18 protein-coding genes and 1 tRNA gene are annotated in these 18,145 nt (G+C 36.1%); 13 read left to right on the top strand and 6 right to left on the bottom strand.

Annotated elements, in window-relative coordinates; all coding sequences use genetic code 11:
* Positions 1-126: 126 nt before the first annotated feature.
* Complete coding sequence (locus tag Q0505_RS07665) at positions 127-852, top strand: copper homeostasis protein CutC (RefSeq protein ID WP_299210911.1); 726 nt, start codon at positions 127-129, stop codon at positions 850-852.
* Positions 853-886: 34 nt separating this feature from the next.
* Here Q0505_RS07665 and lepA read toward each other — a convergent pair whose 3' ends face one another.
* A complete protein-coding gene (lepA, locus tag Q0505_RS07660) occupies positions 887-2,683 on the bottom strand; it encodes a translation elongation factor 4 (protein ID WP_299210908.1) in 1,797 nt (598 codons plus the stop codon).
* Positions 2,684-2,825: 142 nt separating this feature from the next.
* On the opposite strand from lepA, the gene Q0505_RS07655 reads away from it, so the two are divergent.
* On the top strand, positions 2,826-5,243 hold the full coding sequence (locus Q0505_RS07655) for an outer membrane beta-barrel family protein (protein ID WP_299210905.1): 2,418 nt from the start codon (positions 2,826-2,828) through the stop codon (positions 5,241-5,243).
* Positions 5,244-5,249: 6 nt separating this feature from the next.
* Here the strand turns inward: Q0505_RS07655 and Q0505_RS07650 are convergent, their stop codons facing one another.
* Positions 5,250-6,359 carry a hypothetical protein gene (locus tag Q0505_RS07650; protein WP_299210902.1) on the bottom strand — a complete coding sequence of 370 codons (1,110 nt, stop codon included), beginning with the start codon at positions 6,357-6,359 and terminating at the stop codon, positions 5,250-5,252.
* 45 nt (positions 6,360-6,404) lie between these two features.
* Between Q0505_RS07650 and Q0505_RS07645 the strand changes: the two genes are divergently transcribed.
* Positions 6,405-7,643, top strand: coding sequence for a M28 family peptidase (locus Q0505_RS07645; protein ID WP_299210899.1), 1,239 nt, complete (start codon positions 6,405-6,407; stop codon positions 7,641-7,643).
* On the opposite strand, the gene Q0505_RS07640 is transcribed toward Q0505_RS07645, so the two are convergent.
* The gene (locus Q0505_RS07640) at positions 7,644-8,843 is read right to left on the bottom strand and encodes a hypothetical protein (RefSeq protein WP_299210895.1); all 1,200 of its coding nucleotides are present in this window, start codon (positions 8,841-8,843) and stop codon (positions 7,644-7,646) included.
* A gap of 42 nt (positions 8,844-8,885) precedes the next feature.
* Between Q0505_RS07640 and dusB the strand changes: the two genes are divergently transcribed.
* Positions 8,886-9,878, top strand: coding sequence for a tRNA dihydrouridine synthase DusB (dusB, locus tag Q0505_RS07635; RefSeq protein ID WP_299210892.1), 993 nt, complete (start codon positions 8,886-8,888; stop codon positions 9,876-9,878).
* Between the two features lies 1 nt (position 9,879).
* On the opposite strand, the gene Q0505_RS07630 is transcribed toward dusB, so the two are convergent.
* Both Q0505_RS07630 and rbfA read right to left on the bottom strand, forming a co-directional pair.
* Positions 9,880-11,085: an ABC transporter permease gene (locus Q0505_RS07630; RefSeq protein WP_299210889.1), complete on the bottom strand. Its 1,206-nt coding sequence runs from the start codon at positions 11,083-11,085 to the stop codon at positions 9,880-9,882.
* The gene (gene rbfA / locus Q0505_RS07625; RefSeq protein WP_299210886.1) at positions 11,086-11,478 is read right to left on the bottom strand and encodes a 30S ribosome-binding factor RbfA; all 393 of its coding nucleotides are present in this window, start codon (positions 11,476-11,478) and stop codon (positions 11,086-11,088) included.
* 101 nt (positions 11,479-11,579) lie between these two features.
* Here rbfA and mce point away from each other — a divergent pair, with 101 nt between their 5' ends.
* The 3 genes from mce to Q0505_RS07610 all read left to right on the top strand — a co-directional run bounded on the left by mce (position 11,580) and on the right by Q0505_RS07610 (position 12,661).
* The gene (mce, locus tag Q0505_RS07620; RefSeq protein WP_299210884.1) at positions 11,580-11,990 is read left to right on the top strand and encodes a methylmalonyl-CoA epimerase; all 411 of its coding nucleotides are present in this window, start codon (positions 11,580-11,582) and stop codon (positions 11,988-11,990) included.
* A gap of 47 nt (positions 11,991-12,037) precedes the next feature.
* A tRNA-Ile gene (locus tag Q0505_RS07615) sits at positions 12,038-12,111 on the top strand.
* A gap of 304 nt (positions 12,112-12,415) precedes the next feature.
* On the top strand, positions 12,416-12,661 hold the full coding sequence (locus Q0505_RS07610; protein ID WP_299210881.1) for a hypothetical protein: 246 nt from the start codon (positions 12,416-12,418) through the stop codon (positions 12,659-12,661).
* A 1-nt stretch (position 12,662) separates the two neighbouring features.
* Here the strand turns inward: Q0505_RS07610 and Q0505_RS07605 are convergent, their stop codons facing one another.
* Complete coding sequence (locus tag Q0505_RS07605; protein ID WP_299210878.1) at positions 12,663-13,250, bottom strand: riboflavin synthase; 588 nt, start codon at positions 13,248-13,250, stop codon at positions 12,663-12,665.
* 61 nt (positions 13,251-13,311) lie between these two features.
* Between Q0505_RS07605 and pdxA the strand changes: the two genes are divergently transcribed.
* From pdxA to Q0505_RS07575, 6 genes are all read left to right on the top strand, one after another.
* Positions 13,312-14,391 (top strand): 4-hydroxythreonine-4-phosphate dehydrogenase PdxA, encoded by a 1,080-nt coding sequence (gene pdxA, locus Q0505_RS07600; RefSeq protein ID WP_299210875.1) that lies wholly within the window; start codon positions 13,312-13,314, stop codon positions 14,389-14,391.
* A 279-nt stretch (positions 14,392-14,670) separates the two neighbouring features.
* On the top strand, positions 14,671-15,216 hold the full coding sequence (locus Q0505_RS07595; protein ID WP_299210872.1) for a DUF177 domain-containing protein: 546 nt from the start codon (positions 14,671-14,673) through the stop codon (positions 15,214-15,216).
* 9 nt (positions 15,217-15,225) lie between these two features.
* Complete coding sequence (rpmF, locus tag Q0505_RS07590) at positions 15,226-15,426, top strand: 50S ribosomal protein L32 (protein ID WP_299210869.1); 201 nt, start codon at positions 15,226-15,228, stop codon at positions 15,424-15,426.
* A gap of 170 nt (positions 15,427-15,596) precedes the next feature.
* Positions 15,597-16,592 carry a beta-ketoacyl-ACP synthase III gene (locus Q0505_RS07585; RefSeq protein ID WP_299210866.1) on the top strand — a complete coding sequence of 332 codons (996 nt, stop codon included), beginning with the start codon at positions 15,597-15,599 and terminating at the stop codon, positions 16,590-16,592.
* 33 nt (positions 16,593-16,625) lie between these two features.
* Positions 16,626-17,117, top strand: coding sequence for an acetyl-CoA carboxylase biotin carboxyl carrier protein (gene accB, locus Q0505_RS07580; RefSeq protein ID WP_299210863.1), 492 nt, complete (start codon positions 16,626-16,628; stop codon positions 17,115-17,117).
* A 104-nt stretch (positions 17,118-17,221) separates the two neighbouring features.
* Positions 17,222-18,145, top strand: a 924-nt coding sequence (locus Q0505_RS07575; RefSeq protein WP_299210860.1) for a biotin carboxylase N-terminal domain-containing protein, incomplete at its 3' end; no start/stop codon positions are given.

The following is an 18,145-nucleotide window of genomic DNA, read 5'->3' as shown; positions in this document are numbered from 1 at the left end:
GCATTTGTATGAAATTTAAGTGTGTAAGATACAGAAAAGATACCCTTTTCAAAGCGCTCTAAAATCGCATGAAAATCTGTGCATTTGATTGTAGAAGTTCCTCTTTATTTTATGTACTTTCGAGTTATGTTATTAGAAATTTGCGCAAATTCATATCAGTCTGCTATTGCAGCACAAAAAGCTGGGGCACAACGTATAGAATTGTGTAGCGAACTCGCTTTAGGTGGGATTACGCCTAGTAGTGGTTTAATAGAAAAAGTGGTGGCAGATCTGGAGATTCCTGTGTATGTGCTGATACGACCACGGAGTGGAGATTTTACCTATTATGATGATGAGTTTGATGTCATGCTACGTGATATTACGTTTTGTAGAAATAAGAAAGTAGCGGGGATCGTTTCTGGGGTATTACATCCTGATTTAACCATTGATGAAGAGCGTACACAAACACTGGTAGATGCTTCTGGAGGGATGGCATTTACATTTCATCGCGCTTTTGATTGGACCCCTAATGCAATGGAATCCCTTAAGATTCTGCAAAGAATAGGCGTAGATCGGATTCTTACATCTGGGCAATCTGAGACAGCACTTTCAGGCTTATTTGTCCTTAAAATGTTATTAGAAAAATCAAATAATAAACCTGTGATTTTACCTGGCGGAGGGATCCGACCCAGTAATATTGGACAGTTTATCGCTGCTGGATTTAAAGAGATTCATGCATCGGCAAGTAACACGATTGAGAGTTTGGAAGGTGCTTTCCCAATGCACAACTTACAAGCAGTACAGCAAGATTTACAAACCTATTCTGATCCTGAAAAAATCAAGAAGTTGTTGGAAGCGATGTATAATTCGTAATAAAGCCTGAAAAGAAATTTTCTAGAAATTAACTTTAATCATTCAGTTTTAATACCGCCATAAACGCTTCTTGAGGAATTTCTACATTTCCTACGGCACGCATACGTTTCTTACCTTTCTTCTGCTTTTCTAAAAGTTTACGCTTTCGCGAAATATCACCACCGTAACATTTTGCGGTTACATCTTTACGAAGTGCTTTTACCGTCTCACGCGAAATGATTTTTGCACCAATCGCCGCCTGAATCGGAATGTCAAATTGTTGACGCGGGATTAACTGGCGTAATTTTTCGCACATTTTCTTTCCGATATCGTACGCATTGTCTTGGTGTAATAATGCAGAAAGTGCATCTACTTCTTGCCCATTAAGCAGTACATCTACTTTTACAAGTTTAGAAGCGCGCATTCCAATAGGAGAGTAGTCAAAAGAAGCATACCCTTTGGAGACTGTTTTTAAACGGTCGTAAAAGTCAAAAACAATTTCAGCCAACGGCATATCAAAGGTTAATTCTACACGTTCTGGTGTCAAATAGGTTTGATTGGTAATCGCACCTCTTTTTTCTATACACAACGACATCACAGGACCTACAAAGTCTGATTTTGTAATGATAGATGCTTTGATGTAAGGTTCTTCCACACGATTCAACTTAGATGGATCAGGAAGGTCAGATGGGTTATTTACAAGAATAATGTCATCTGGATTTTTATGTATAAATGCGTGATAGGATACGTTAGGTACTGTGGTAATTACCGTCATATCAAACTCACGTTCTAGACGTTCTTGGATAATCTCAAGATGTAACATTCCTAAAAATCCACATCGAAAACCAAAACCTAAAGCTGCAGAACTCTCTGGTTCAAAAACTAAAGAGGCATCGTTGAGTTGTAATTTTTCCATAGAAGATCGAAGCTCTTCGTAGTCTTCAGTATCTACAGGATAAATTCCTGCAAATACCATTGGTTTTACATCTTCAAAACCTTCAATGGCTCTTTGTGTTGGGTTTTTTGCATCGGTGATTGTATCGCCTACTTTTACTTCACGAGCATCTTTGATACCTGTGATTAAATAACCAACGTCTCCTGTTTTAATTTCTTGTTTGGGCGCTTGCGTAAGTTTTAAGGTTCCGACTTCATCGGCTCCATACGTTTTGCCAGTAGCAACAAATTTTATCTGTTGGTTTTTCTTAATACTTCCGTTTAACACTCTAAAGTAAGTTTCTACACCTCTAAAAGGATTGTATACAGAATCAAAAATCAATGCTTGTAAAGGTTCGTCTGGATTTCCTTTTGGAGCAGGGATTCGTTCTATTACTGCGGCTAGAATTTCTTTAATGCCGATACCTGTTTTCGCGGAAGCGGGAATCACATCTTCGATTTTACACCCTAATAAATCTACAATATCGTCTGTAACTTCTTCTGGGCTTGCACTTGGCAAATCTACTTTATTAAGTACAGGAATAATCTCAAGATCATTTTCAAGGGCTAGATATAAATTAGAAATGGTTTGTGCTTGGATACTTTGTGCAGCATCTACAACAAGTAAAGCACCTTCACAGGCAGCAATACTTCGAGAAACTTCGTAAGAAAAGTCTACGTGACCTGGAGTGTCTATTAAATTAAGGATGTAATTTTCTCCTTTATACATATACTCCATTTGAATCGCATGTGATTTGATGGTAATCCCACGTTCACGTTCCAAATCCATACTGTCTAGTAATTGCGCTTGTGCTTCGCGCTTAGTGACCGTAGAGGTTTCGTCCAACAAACGATCTGCTAATGTGCTTTTACCGTGATCAATATGTGCAATGATGCAAAAATTTCTAATATTCTTCATAATCTAATCCAAGTCAATGTGTGCAAATATAGTCGTTATGTTAACGATTACAGACGTTGAAATTTAGAATTTATGTATTTCGTCGAAAAAAATAGTAAACGGTTCTTTTGCGCTTACTTTTAGAGTATTTTTACGCGTTAAAATGAAAAATTTTATCACATTTTTTTTAATGCTATTTTTAGCGTTATCCTCTGGGTTTATTCTTGCTCAAGAAGCCACACTTTCAGGAACTGTCTCTGATGTTTCTGGAGCACCTATTCCATTTGCCAATGTGATCCTTTACAAGATGGATCAAGTAGTTGTAAAGGGGGCTATTACAGATGATAATGGGAAGTATACGATTTCGTCTATTGATCAAGGTACATATCTTATCAAAGTGAGTTTTGTAGGTTATACTGAATATGTTTCTGACGCATTTGATCTTACACAAAATACGCAGTTACCAGAAATAAGGCTTGAGGAAATAACAGAAAATCTTAGTGAGGTTACTGTTATCAGTACAAAACCGACTATTACACGTGAAGTTGATAGATTGGTTTTTAATGTAGAAAATACCATTGCAGCTACAGGAAGTGCTTGGGAAATCCTTAAAAGAACCCCTGGTGTCGTTATTAAACAAGATGCGCTCACAGTTAGAAACAATGCAGTAAACGTATATATAAACGATCGTAAAGTCGAACTGAGTTTTGATGAAATACAAAGCTTGTTGGAGAGTCTAGGCGGTGATGCTATAAAATCAATAGAAGTGATTACCAACCCTTCTGCAAAATATGATGCCGAAGGTGGTGCTATCATAAACATTGTGTCTTCAAAAGCATTGTATCTGGGATACAAAGGCTCGCTAACGGCACGCGGCACGTATGGGATTTTTCCGAAACATTATTTTGGAACGAGTCATTATTTTAAAGGAGAAAAGTTAAATATCTTTTTTAACTATGGCTATTCTCCTCTTAAAAAAACAAAACAAGACAACAGCTTTGTGAACTATCAAAATGGGAATACACCTATCTCAAGATGGGTGCAAGATTTTGAACGTAAAACGTGGACAAAAGCACATAATGCAAATTTGATTTTAGATTACCAGTTCAATGAAAAACAAAAAATTAGTTTTTCAGCGATTGGATTATATTCTCCTAATGAGTTTGATTTTGCGAGATCAGGAACAGCAGTTTCTTCTTTTGTTGATGATTCTTTTGATATCAATACAACGAGTAGACTCGATAGTGAACAAAAAAATCTTGCGATGGATATGACATATTCATACTCTTTTGAAAAAGGCGAACTGCAAGCAAATGCTCACTATACTTCATATAATAGAGATCGTTCTCAACGATTATCATCAGTATATACAGATGATGAAAATGCAGTTTTCAGAAATGTGAGATTTACGAGTAATGCCTTACAGGATATAGAGATTTATACAGGTCAAGTAGATTATACCACACAAGTTGGAGAGATAGCAGTAGAGACTGGAGGAAAAGTAGCGGTTATCAATTCAAGATCTGCGATAACGTTTCCCTCTATTCAAAATAATGCATCCAATGGGTTAGATCTAGCTCAAAATGATGATTTTCTATATGATGAAAATGTTTTTGCAGGATATGCCAGTATGAGTAAGGATATGAATAAGTGGAGTTTTAAAGGGGGGCTTCGTGTTGAGCAGACAAAATCTACGGGAACTTCATTAATTTTAAATGAAGAAGTAGTTTTGGATTATTTAGAATGGTTTCCTTCTGCCTACGTTCAATATAGCCTGTCAGAAAATCATAGTTTTAGTTTGGATTATGGGCGTAAGTTAGACAGACCCCGTTATCAGGATCTGAATCCTTTTGTGTATTTTTTAAATGAGAACAATTTCTCTCGTGGAAACTCTGAACTCATACCTGCTTTTAGTCATGAGTTTAATTTGAACTATTCCCTTTTAGGGAAGTACTTTTTTGATGTGTACTATCGTGATAATGGAGAAAATATACTTAGACTTGGTTTTCAAGATAATGCCAATGAAGTATTGCGATCAGAAAATCAAAATGCGTTAGCAAGTAAGTCTTGGGGATTAGATTTTACACACGGTCGCTCTTTTGCGGCATGGTGGTATTTTTATACCTATATGAGTCTTTTTCATGAAGAAGAAACCTTCCTTGCAGTAGAAAGTAATAATGTGCCATTTACAAATAAAGTAGATGGTTTTTATGGATCCTTCTCCAACTTCTTAACACTAAGTAAGGACAAAACAATTACGGGCGAAATCTCTTTAAATTACTTTTCAAGATTCATTTCAGGAAGTTATGTGCAAGCATCTACAACAGATCTTAGGATAGGAGTTAAAAAAACATTTTGGAATAAACGTGCATCACTATCTATTGCTGTAAACGATGTTTTGGGAGAGGCAAATGCGTTATTAACCTCTCGATATCTGAATCAAGACAATGGATACATAGCCGTTCCTGAGACTCAAAATGTTCAAATAGGATTTACCTATAACTTTGGTAATTTCAGACTTGAAGATAACAATCGCGCGATTGATAAGCAAGAAAGAGATCGTTTACAAAATAAAGACTAATTGATTTTAGTCTACCCAATCTACAATAAAGAGGTTGGTGTCTCTTCCGCCCCCATTATTTCTATTTGAAGAAAATGCTAGTTTTTTTCCATCATTAGAAAATACAGGAAAAGCATCAAAGGTTTCTCCATGTGTGATTCGCTCTAGATTCTTACCATCCAAATCGATCATATATAAATTAAAAGGGAAGCCACGTTCTGCTTCAAAATTAGAAGAAAATAAAATCTTCTGACCACTCGGATGAAAGAAAGGACTCCAATTTGCATTTCCTAAGCGAGTCAATTGACGCATATCAGACCCATCTGCATTACAGATGTAAAGCTCCATTTCTGTAGGCTCTACGAGACCTTGCGCTAGTAAACCTTTGTATTTGCTAATTTCTTCTTCTGTCTTAGGACGTGATGATCTAAAGATTAATTTTGTACCGTCTGGTGAGAAAAAGGCACCTCCGTCATAGCCTAGTTCGTTTGTGATTTGTTGAACATCAGAGCCGTCAATATTCATAGTGTATAATTCTAAATCACCACTACGGGTAGAAGTAAATACAATTTTATCTCCTTTTGGAGAAACCGTAGCTTCTGCGTCATATCCAGGTTGGTCTGTAAGTTGCCCCGTAATATTTCCTTCAAGGTCAGATACAAAAATGTCAAACGTATCATACACAGGCCACACATAGTTCCCATTTTTACGTAACGGAACTTCAGGGCATTCTTTATCTCCTAGATGGGTAGACCCGTAGACAAAGGATTTGTTGTCTGGAAGAAAATAAGCACACGTAGTACGTCCCATTCCTGTAGAAATCATAGGAGGTTGACTGTCCTTAAAAGTCTCTCCTACATTCATTAAAAACATTTGATCACACTCCACACCCCAATCTTTGTAATTAGATTGAAAAACCAATTGTTTATCATCAAAACTCCAATATGCTTCTGCATTATCGCCTCCAAAAGTGACTTGTTGGATATTCTTAAAGTGTATTTCTTCTGGGTAGATTAATGGATTATCTTGAGTTTTTACAACAGCTTCTTCGTTTTTTGTTTCTGTAGTTGGTTGTGATGTGTTTTCTTTGCAAGCAATACAAGCAAAAATAATGGCAACTATATAAAAGTGTTTCATACGAGTATAAATCATTAATTTTGTGCAAAAATACAGTATTCTTCTATGAAAAATCTCATTTTAAGTCTTGCATTGATTAGTTTGATCTCATGTAAAAACGAAGTTCTTATTCCTGTTACTATGGAAAATGATGTGGCTTTCCTTGCTTCCGACGATTTACAGGGACGTGAAACGGGTACAGAAGGCGAGTTAAAAGCGGCTCATTACATTAAGGAACGCTTTGAGTCATTAGGGTTGTCTCCAAAAGGAAATGCAGGTACTTTTTTTCAAACATTTACATTTGCTCCTAAAAAAGATCCACATGGCGAAGTCCGCTTTCGCGAAAGCGGAAACGATTCTCTTGTTACTGGAACCAATGTGATAGGATATCTTGATAATAAAGCATCACATACCATTGTGATTGGTGCGCATTACGATCATTTAGGTATGGGCGGTGAAGGATCGCTGTATCGAGAAGGAGCGGCTATTCATAATGGCGCCGATGATAATGCGAGCGGTGTAGCCATTATGTTACAGTTAGCTCAAAACCTTCAAAACAAAAAATATCAAGGCAATAATTATCTTTTTATTGGTTTCTCAGGAGAAGAAATGGGATTATTAGGTTCTAACTTTTTCACCAAAAATTCCACAATACCACTTTCTGAAATTAACTACATGATTAATATGGATATGGTAGGAAGGCTTAATGAAGAAAAGGCTATCGCAGTTCACGGAATTGGAACCTCTCCTATATGGAGTCAGACAGTATTTGCAGCCAATTCTTCTTTTCAACTAGCAGAGCATGAAAGTGGCGTTGGCCCTTCTGATCATACATCTTTTTACCTGAACGATATTCCAGTCTTACACTTATTTACAGGGCAACATGATGATTATCATAAACCGGGTGATGATAGTGAAAAGCTTAATTATGAAGGGATGCGTATGATCGAAGAATATATCTTAGCTATTGTATCAGAACTAGATAATAATGGGAAATTGACGTTTACTAAGACAAAAGATGAAAGCGCCGTTGTACCAAGTTTTAGAGTAGGATTAGGCGTTGTTCCTGATTACCTTTTTTCTGGTAAAGGAATGCGCATAGACGGTGTGAGTGAAGGTCGAGCTGCTCAAAATGCAGGATTAGAAAAAGGAGATGTAGTCATCAAAATGGGTGATAGTACGGTGGTAGATATGATGAGCTATATGCGTGCACTTTCTGCATTTGACGTAGGCGATGCTACTACTATTGTGATTGATAGAAAAGGAGAAGCGTTAAGTAAAGAAGTGGTGTTTGTGAAGGATTAATTACATAGAGCAATTTCCTAGAATAATATCTTGTTCTGTAGGATCAAAACCATTAAAAACAGTAGTAAATATAATATTCGGAGAATTCACCACAAGATTTGTTATTGCACAAAAATCAGTTAAGTTTTCATTTTGTAGAAAGGTTGCTATCGTTGAGGGTTCGTTAAGATTAGGTCCTAAATTTTCAAGACCATCTAGGCTGGTTAAATTAGGGCAACTTGATATCTCAAGACCTATTATTTCACTTAAAGATTCTAAGCTTTCTAACGATGTTATATTGATATTTGAAAACGTCAAAAATTTACAAGAGACTAAGTTTTGTAAACCACTCAGATCAAAAGTTTCTGATGAATTATCTCCAGAAATAACAATACTATCTGCTCCACTTTGTATATTTTGTAAGTAATTAAGATTAGAAACCAAATTACCGCCTAATGCGATATCGCCATTTATGGTATGAAGGTCAGTAAAGCCACTTATAGTATCTAATACCGAATTCCCAAGTATTCTAAAATTACCTGCTACCTCTAGTCTTTGAAATCCGCTTATAACATCTAGTGCGTTATTACCACTAATACTTATTTCTCCTGTAATTTCTGTTACATTATTGAAAGCATTTAAGGCCTGTAAGGCTGTTGAGTTAATTCTAAGAATTTGTAATGACGTGATTTGATCAAAATTAGGAATATTTTCTATTGAAGGTAATGACTGTAGCCATAGTGTATTACTGAAATTAGTATTTGCGATTCCATTTAAATTTTGTAAGCTAGTGCTTCCTATTATTCTTATATTTCCAAAAATATTTTCAATATTTTCTAGTCCCCCTAGATTTTGTAAATCGTTAATATCTTCAAGAGTCATATTTCCACCAATACTTCTAATCGTGTTTAATGACGCTAAACTTGTAATTTCCGGTCCGCTTGGATTATTTTCATCATAAATAATTGATAGGTTCCCTGTTATTAAAGTGTAATTATTAGATCCAAAACTGTCTACTTCGTCTTGATTGGTTAATACGATGTCGCCTTCAAATACATTTTCTTCTTCCTCCTCTTCATTTGTATCTTCATCATCCATGTCTTCTTCTTCCTGAGACATTTCCATTTCTGGGATTACGTTCTCAGGCTCATTGCTGTCTGTTGAGCAAGCAACAATGCTAATTAGCAAAAAAATGGCAACAATATATTTTAATAAAGACATGGTATATGATTTAAGTTGCAAATATGGTAATTTTGCACAGATATGGCAAAAATAGGAGATATAGATGTTGGAGATTTTCCGTTGTTACTAGCACCTATGGAGGATGTAAGTGATCCGCCTTTTCGTGCATTATGCAAAGAGCAAGGAGCAGATGTGGTATACACAGAGTTTATCTCTTCAGAAGGTTTGATACGTGACGCTGCAAAAAGTGTCATGAAATTGGATATCTATGAAAAAGAACGTCCCGTAGGGATTCAGATTTTTGGCGCTGTGATGGAGTCTATGCTTAAAAGTGTAGAAATTGTGGAGGCAAGCGGCCCTGACATCATCGATATTAATTTTGGATGTCCAGTTAAAAAAGTAGTTTCTAAAGGAGCTGGTGCGGGTATTCTTAAGGATATTGATCTGATGGTAAAGCTTACAGAAGCCATGGTCAAGCATACCAAGCTTCCTGTTACCGTAAAGACACGCCTAGGGTGGGATCATGACAGTATCAAGATTGTTGAGGTGGCAGAGCGATTACAAGATGTGGGGTGTGCAGCAATCTCTATACATGGACGTACACGAGCACAGATGTATAAAGGCGATGCCAATTGGTATCCTATTGCAGAGGTAAAAAATAATCCTAGAATGCATATTCCTGTATTTGGAAATGGAGATGTAAACACACCAGAACGTGCTGTTGAGATGCGAGATACCTATGGTTTGGATGGTGCGATGATAGGGAGAGCAAGTATTGGATATCCTTGGTTTTTTAAGGAAGTCAAACACTATATGGCAACTGGCGAAAAATGCAATCCGCCTACCATGGAAGAACGTATTGAAGCTGCCAGACGTCATTTGCAAATGTCTATAGACTGGAAAGGAGAAGTCTTAGGTGTTTTTGAAACCCGACGTCACTATACAAACTATTTTAGAGGGATTCCGCACTTTAAAGAATATCGAATGAAACTCGTTACGAGTGACCATAGCGAAGATGTATTTGCCGCGATGGATCTTATCGAAAAAGAATTTGCCGGGTATGAGTTTATCTAAATTATTGCTTTGACAAGAAGTTGTTATTTATTCTACTAGAAGCCAGTTTTGCTGCAAAAATGCCTAAAGTGAGGATGGTAGCATATACGATTACTACATTTAGAAACTCAAAACGTACAGGATAAGGCAAAGAGGCTGTGATGTGTACGAGTCCAAATAATTGTTGTATAAAAACAATGATGCTTCCTATTAATACGCCTATTCCACCTCCTATAATAATCATAAGAGCGCCTTGGTAGAAAAAACTTTTACGTATCTCAGTAAGTGTTGCTCCAAGGTCTGAAAATGTTTTAATATGACTTTTCTTATCAATGATAATCATGATCATACTTCCTACAAAACTAAATAGTGCTATAATAAGAACCAGCGTGCAAATAAAATAAAGTGCCAAGTTTTCTGTATTTAGCATTTTATAAAGCGCATCATTAAGTTCTGCTCTATTTTTAAGAAGTATATTGTCTGAAAAAATAGCTAGTAATTGATCTCTTACTTTTGATTCGTCTGCATCTGGCGCGAGTTTAATTTCTATCGTACTTATCTTATCCAAAGGATAGTCTAATAAGTTTCCTACAAAATCAATATTTGCAAAAAGATGATCGTTATCTAGTGATTCACCTGCTTGAAAAATACCACTGGCAACAGCACTCGATTTACTAAATGCGCTTGCGGGATCTGTGATTTGTCCTGTGCCTGGTTTAGGAACCATGATTCGTAACAAGTTTCCATAATCGCTTATTCCTATAGATAATCTACGTCTTATCCCATATCCTATCACAACTTCAGGCTCACCGATGCTAGGCCATGAACCTGCAAAGATGGTCGTGTCGACACTACTTACTTTTAGATAATTTTCATCAACGCCTTTTATAAAACCAAGATGAGTTTTTCCATCATATTCTAGGTATACGCGTTCTTCTATAACCTTAGAGTAGCTTTCTATTCCTGTAATAGTAGCAAGATTTTTTTCTTGTTCTGGCGTGATGGTGATTGTTTTTCCAGTAATAGGAAGGATTTTAAGATCAGGGTCTATGATAGAAGTCACAGCAATATTATAATCTTTAAGTCCTGCAAATGCCGATAATACTATAAAGAGTACGGCTGTTCCTATAATAATGCTTACAACAGATATTAACGTAATAATATTAATTGCATTCGTACCACTTTTTGAAAAGAGGTACCGTTTAGCAATATATAGAGAAAACCGCATTTACGATTTTTTTCTTTTCTCAAGTAAAGAGGGGTCTTGGATGGGGTTGTCTATTCCTTTAAGAGATCTGTCTATACCTTCCATATACTCAAGAGAGTCATCAATATAAAACTGTAATTCTGGCATCCGTCTTAATTGATGACGGGTACGTTGTGAGATCTCGTGTCTAATCTTAGTTTTAACCAAGTTCAGTTCTCGTAACATATTTGCCCCTTCAGCGTTTGGAAAAACACTAATATATACTTTGGCGATAGAGAGGTCTGTTGGAACTTTTACTTTTGAAACAGAAACAATAATTCCTCGATGACCACTATCACGCAATGCATTTTGTAATACATCGGCAAGATCTTTTTGTAAAACGCCTGCTACTTTCTTCTGTCTGTTAGATTCCATAGGGCAAAAATACACATTTTATAGATTGTGTTACTTTTGTGGAGCATGTTTTAATACGATATACGCTTTCGCGAAAGCGTACTCATTAACAAATAAAATAAATGGATAAGATTGAACACATAGGAATTGCGGTTAAAGACCTTGACGTCTCCAATAAATTATATGAAAAGTTACTAGGAAAGCCTCATTATAAAATGGAAGAAGTGCTGTCTGAAGGAGTAAAAACATCTTTTTTTGAAGTAGGACCTAATAAAATTGAATTATTGGAAGCGACAAATGCAGATAGTCCCATTGCAAAATTTATAGAAAAGAAGGGAGAGGGAGTTCATCATATTGCTTTTGCTGTAGAAAATATAGAAGCAGAGATGGCTCGATTAAAGAAAGAAGGGTTTACATTACTTAGTGAGGAGCCTAGGCAAGGTGCTGATAATAAATTGGTAGCGTTTATTCATCCTAAGACAGCAGGAGGTGTTCTGGTGGAATTATGTCAAGAAAACAATAATAAGCCGTAAAATTCTTTGCGCTATTGAGTATTTGTTATAAATTTGCACCCGTTTTCGGTCCCATAGCTCAGTTGGTTAGAGCATCTGACTCATAATCAGAGGGTCCTTGGTTCGAGCCCAAGTGGGACCACTTTTATTTAATGTAGTAGGAAACCTTTTTAATGATTATATCGTATATAATTTAAAACGTTTCAAAAATGCATTTTTATGACCATCATACCTGTAAAACAATAGTATATAGTACTTTTTACACGTATGGTGTTTTTTTATGAATGTAAATTAGCTTTTGCATTTGTATAAAAAAACAAGTAAAGGTTTGTTTTTGTCGATTAAATGCTTAATATTGTCGATCAAAAGCATAAAATCCGATATACTATTAGTGTATTTATAACGTTACAATTAAGTACCTTTTAAATTATATACTTTTGTAATCTATGAGCCCCAAACTCAAAAATTTACTAACGACAGCAGTACTACTTGTTGTTACATACGCTTCTACAGCACAAGAAGCGGTTACGGGTGGTCCTATGCCACCTCCACCACCTGCGCCAGGAAGGATGGGTATCCCGTCGCTTCCAGGTCTCGCTGTTCCAATAGACGAAAATATTTTGGTATTACTAGTTTTAGGCTTGCTTGCTGGAATCGTGTACTTTGTTAGAAATCGTTTTTCTAAGGCGTAGTTTAATACGCTTCTGTAAGTCTCTTTACATATTTTCCAATCACATCAAATTCTAGATTGACAATCGTATCTTTCTGTATGTTTTTAAATACAGTATGCTCATACGTATACGGGATAATCGCAACACTAAAACCATTTCTTGTAGAGTCTACAACGGTAAGACTTACTCCATTTACGGTAATAGAGCCTTTTTCTATAGTTACATTAGCTAATTTTGGATCGTAAGAAAAGGTAAAACGCCAACTTCCGTTCTCTTCTTGTCTGTGAGTGCAAATTCCTATTTGGTCTACATGGCCTTGTACAATATGACCATCCAGTCTCGCACCTAACACCATAGCACGTTCAAGATTTACTTCGTCTTGAATTTTTAGCGTATGCAAATTGGTCTTTTCTAAAGTTTCTTTTATTGCAGTAACTTTGTACTGATTGTCGTGTATGGATACAACGGTTAGGCATACACCATTATGGGCGATACTTTGATCAATTTTAAGTTCTGGGGTAAGATCGCTCTCAACAGTTAGGTGAATATTTTCTTGTTCTTTTTCGATACTGATAATTTTACCTAAATCTTCGATAATGCCTGTAAACATGAATGACTATAATTTGGTTACTTTTGTGATGTAAAAATACAAAACCCATAGCTGTTATATAATGAAGAAAGATCAAAAAATTAAAGTTGGTATATCTGTAGGGGATTTAAATGGTATAGGAACAGAAATCATATTTAAAACATTTGAAGAGAGTATGATGTTAGATTTTTGCACACCCATACTGTTTGCATCTGTTAAGACACTCTCATTTGTTAAAAAAATCTTGGGTAGTCAGATCAATTTACATGGGATAGATGAGGTGTCAAAAGCGGTAGATGGAAAAATAAATGTACTTAACGTTTGGAAAGAGCCTGTAAAGATAGAATTTGGAGAAGCAACAGAAGAGGGGGGTAGTTATGCGTTAAAATCATTTATAGAAGCAACAAAGGCTCTTAAGAATGGAGAAATAGATGTTTTGGTAACAGCGCCTATTAATAAGGCGAATATTCAAACAGAAGATTTTAAATTTCCAGGGCATACCGATTACCTAGCCAAAGAATTAGAAGGCGATGCTATGATGCTCATGGCTACAGAAAACCTCAAGGTAGGTCTTCTTACAGATCATGTAGCGGTAAAAGATGTTTCTGCTAGTATTACTTCAGAAATTATTACTAAAAAAGTAGAAACTCTCTACAAAACTTTACAAAGTGATTTTGGAATTCATTTACCAAAGATAGCATTGCTAGGTATCAATCCTCACTTGGGAGATGGTGGAGTGATAGGAGATGAGGATGATAAAATATTGATCCCTACACTAGAAAAGATAAGAAATACAGGGAAAATTGTGTATGGTCCCTATGCAGCAGATAGCTTTTTTGGTTCTGGTAATTATAAAAATTTTGATGCTATTCTCGCAGCTTATCATGATCAAGGTTTAATCCCTTTCAAAACACTTTCTTTTGGTAAAGGTGTAAACTATACTGCAGGCTTAGAGCGCATACGAACATCTCCAGATCATGGAACAGCTTATGAGATAGCAGGTCAAAATAAAGCAGATCATAGCTCTTTCAGAGAAGCTGTTTTTATGGCTATAGATATCTATAAAAAGAGAGAAGATTATAAAGAGCTCACGAAAGATATATTGAAAGTGTCTCCTAGAAAATCAGTAAATAAAGCGCGTCAAGGCTCTAAGGATTCTTAAATTAGAATATATAATATGTAAAAGACATAATATATCAACAAATAATACTCGAAGCAAGCCCATGACGGTATTCGATAGGATCTCATTTTTTAATTTTCTAAAAAAATTTCGAAGCGTTAGACCTAAGATTCCGTTGAAAAGGCGGGATTAGTTCAATAAGTCGTTTTGTGTATATTGCTTCACAGCTTCTTAAAACAGTATTTCACTAATAAAAATATAACAAGGGGTTTTTAAATAAAGAAAATTATGTATCTTTGCACGCTCCTAACGGATGATGTAATGAAAGATTTGAAACTATTTACCATACAGTATGTAGGTTTAAAAGAAGGAGAGCATAATTTTGAATATCAAATAGACAAGTCGTTCTTTGATTATTTTGAATTTGATGACTTTAATGATGTAGCAATACACGTAAATCTTGTTTTTGTTAAAAAAGCAACATTTATGCAATTACATTTTAAAGTAGATGGCAAAGTCAATGTAAATTGTGATCTTACTAATGAGCCTTATGATGAACCTATTCATGGAGAGTTTGAGCTTATTGTAAATTTTGGTCAAGAGTACAATGATGAAAATGAAGAAATTCTTGTTTTACCGTATGGTGAATATGAATTAAATGTTGCACAATATATTTACGAGCTTATCATATTATCTGTCCCAAACAAGAGGGTTCACCCAGGAGTCGAAGATGGAACATTAGAATCAGAAATACTTAATAAACTAGAAGAATTAAGTTTAGGAAGTAAAAAAGAACAAGAAGATAACGATAAGTTACAAACAGATCCCAGATGGGATTCATTAAGAAAACTATTAACAGATAAATAAGAGTACGTAATGGCACATCCTAAAAGAAAAATCTCCAAAACGAGAAGAGATAAAAGAAGAACACATTACAAAGCTGCTGTACCACAAATTGCTGTAGATCCTACAACAGGAGAAGCACACCTTTACCACAGAGCACACTGGCACGAAGGAAAGTTATATTACAGAGGCCAAGTAGTTATTGATAAAACTGGAGACGAAATAGAAGCGTAAAAGCTCCCTATCTCCATACAACACAAAAAACTCTCACAATGTGAGAGTTTTTTTTATAAATGTTTTTGGGAAAAAAAGTTAATCTTTGGCTCGTTTTGGTCAAATTTTAGTATTTTTCGATCCGTTTTGTGTCATTTTTGATATAGAATGAACAAACCTAACTGAAGCAAATGAATAAAATCTCAGCGGCAATTACAGCTGTAGGGGCTTATGTTCCAGACTACGTGCTCACCAATAAAATTTTGGAGACCATGGTAGATACCAACGACGAGTGGATCACTACCCGAACGGGTATTAAAGAACGTCGTATCCTTAAGGAAGAAGGTAAAGGTACTTCGTATCTTGCTATACAAGCGGCAAATGATTTACTTAAAAAAGCAAATCTTGATCCCTTAGAGATTGATCTAGTGATTGTTGCTACAGCAACTCCTGATATGCCAGTGGCAACCACAGCAGTATACACAGCAACGCAAATAGGTGCAACCAATGCTTTTGCGTATGATCTTACAGCAGCTTGCTCAAGTTTCTTATACGGGATGTCTACGGCATCTAGCTATATAGAATCAGGGCGCTATAAAAAAGTACTCTTAATAGGAGCAGATAAAATGTCTTCTATTATTGACTATACAGATAGAGCCACATGTATTATTTTTGGAGATGGAGCTGGCGCTGTTCTTTTTGAACCTAATGAAGAGGGATATGGATTGCAAGATGAAATCTTACGATCTGATGGAGTAGGACGTGAGTTTTTAAAAATAGATGCAGGAGGTTCTATACTTCCAGCCTCTCATGAAACTGTAAGTAATAAACAACATACCGTTGTTCAAGACGGTAAAACAGTATTTAAATATGCTGTCTCAAATATGGCTGATGTAAGCGAGAAAATCATGACCCGAAATAACCTAAACGGGAATGATATAGATTATCTCATCGCACATCAGGCTAATAAGAGAATAATAGACGCTACTGCAAAACGAATGAAATTAGACGAAGACAAAGTCCTTATCAATATTCATCGTTACGGCAATACAACATCAGCCACATTACCATTGCTGATGAGTGATTATGAAAGCCAACTTAAAAAAGGAGATAAAATTATTTTTGCTGCTTTTGGTGGCGGATTTACGTGGGGATCCATTTATTTGAAGTGGGCCTACAACTCCTAAAAAACAAAAACCTAAAAGACTAACAAACGCACTATGGATTTAAAAGAAATTCAAAACCTTATCAGATTTGTTGCAAAATCAGGCGCGAGTGAAGTAAAGCTCGAAATGGATGATATAAAAATCACCATAAAAACGGGAAGTGATGATGATCGAGGAGCTACCACTTTGGTGCACCAAATGCCAGCAATGACAACAGTTCAGCAGCAAGCGCAACCTCTAGCACCACAAGCAGAAACAACAACTTCTGGAGCACCAGTTTCTCCAGCAGAAGATGAAAACGCAAAGTATATCACTATAAAATCACCTATTATAGGAACGTTTTATCGTAAACCATCTCCAGATAAGCCTACTTTTGTAGAAGTAGGAAATTCTATTTCTGAGGGAGATGTTCTCTGTGTGATCGAAGCGATGAAACTTTTTAACGAGATAGAGAGTGAAGTTTCAGGAACAATTGTAAAAGTTCTTGTAGATGATTCATCACCAGTAGAGTTTGATCAACCCTTATTTTTAGTAGATCCATCATAATCCCTAACGGGTATTTTTAATGTATTAGGGAGGAGTACGCTTTCGCGAAAGCGTATAATGAATCATTCATAACCGTACTATTCTCTGAAAATAAATTGAACACTATGTTTAAGAAAATACTTATTGCAAATAGAGGCGAGATCGCATTGCGTGTTATTAGAACGTGCAAGGAGATGGGCATAAAAACAGTAGCTGTATACTCAAAAGCGGATGAAGAGAGTCTTCACGTAAAATTTGCAGATGAAGCTGTATGTATAGGACCTCCGCCTAGTAGCGAGTCTTATCTTAAAATGGCCAATATTATAGCTGCTGCAGAAATTACAAATGCAGATGCTATTCATCCAGGATATGGATTTCTTTCTGAAAACGCTAAGTTTTCAAAAATTTGTGAAGAACACGATATCAAATTTATTGGAGCTAGTCCAGAGATGATTAGTAAAATGGGAGACAAGGCGACAGCAAAAGCGACTATGAAAGAAGCTGGAGTTCCTTGTGTGCCTGGATCTGAGGGTATTATCGAAGATTTTGAACAATGTAAAAAACTAGCCTTGGAAGTTGGATATCCAGTAATGCTTAAAGCAACTGCTGGAGGTGGTGGAAAAGGAATGCGTGCTGTTTGGAAAGAGGAAGACCTACTCAAAGCTTGGGAAGGTGCTCGTCAAGAGTCAAAAGCCGCTTTTGGAAATGACGGTATGTATATGGAAAAGCTTATTGAAGAGCCTCGCCATATAGAAATTCAGATAGTAGGAGATAGTAACGGAAAAGCTTGTCATCTTTCTGAGAGAGATTGTTCGATACAACGTCGTCATCAGAAACTTACAGAAGAAACGCCTTCTCCATTCATGACAGATCAGCTGCGTGAAGATATGGGGAATGCGGCAGTACGTGCTGCTGAGTTTATCAAATATGAAGGCGCTGGAACCGTTGAGTTTTTGGTAGATAAACACCGTAATTTCTACTTCATGGAAATGAATACACGTATCCAAGTAGAGCATCCTATTACAGAACAAGTTGTTGATTATGATCTT

Origin of the sequence: uncultured Dokdonia sp. (assembly GCF_937910895.1) — a bacterium.
In the GTDB taxonomy this organism is placed as follows: Bacteria; Bacteroidota; Bacteroidia; order Flavobacteriales; family Flavobacteriaceae; genus Dokdonia.
Note: the sequence above shows the minus strand (reverse complement) of the source record. Positions and strands in the feature narration are given on the sequence as shown.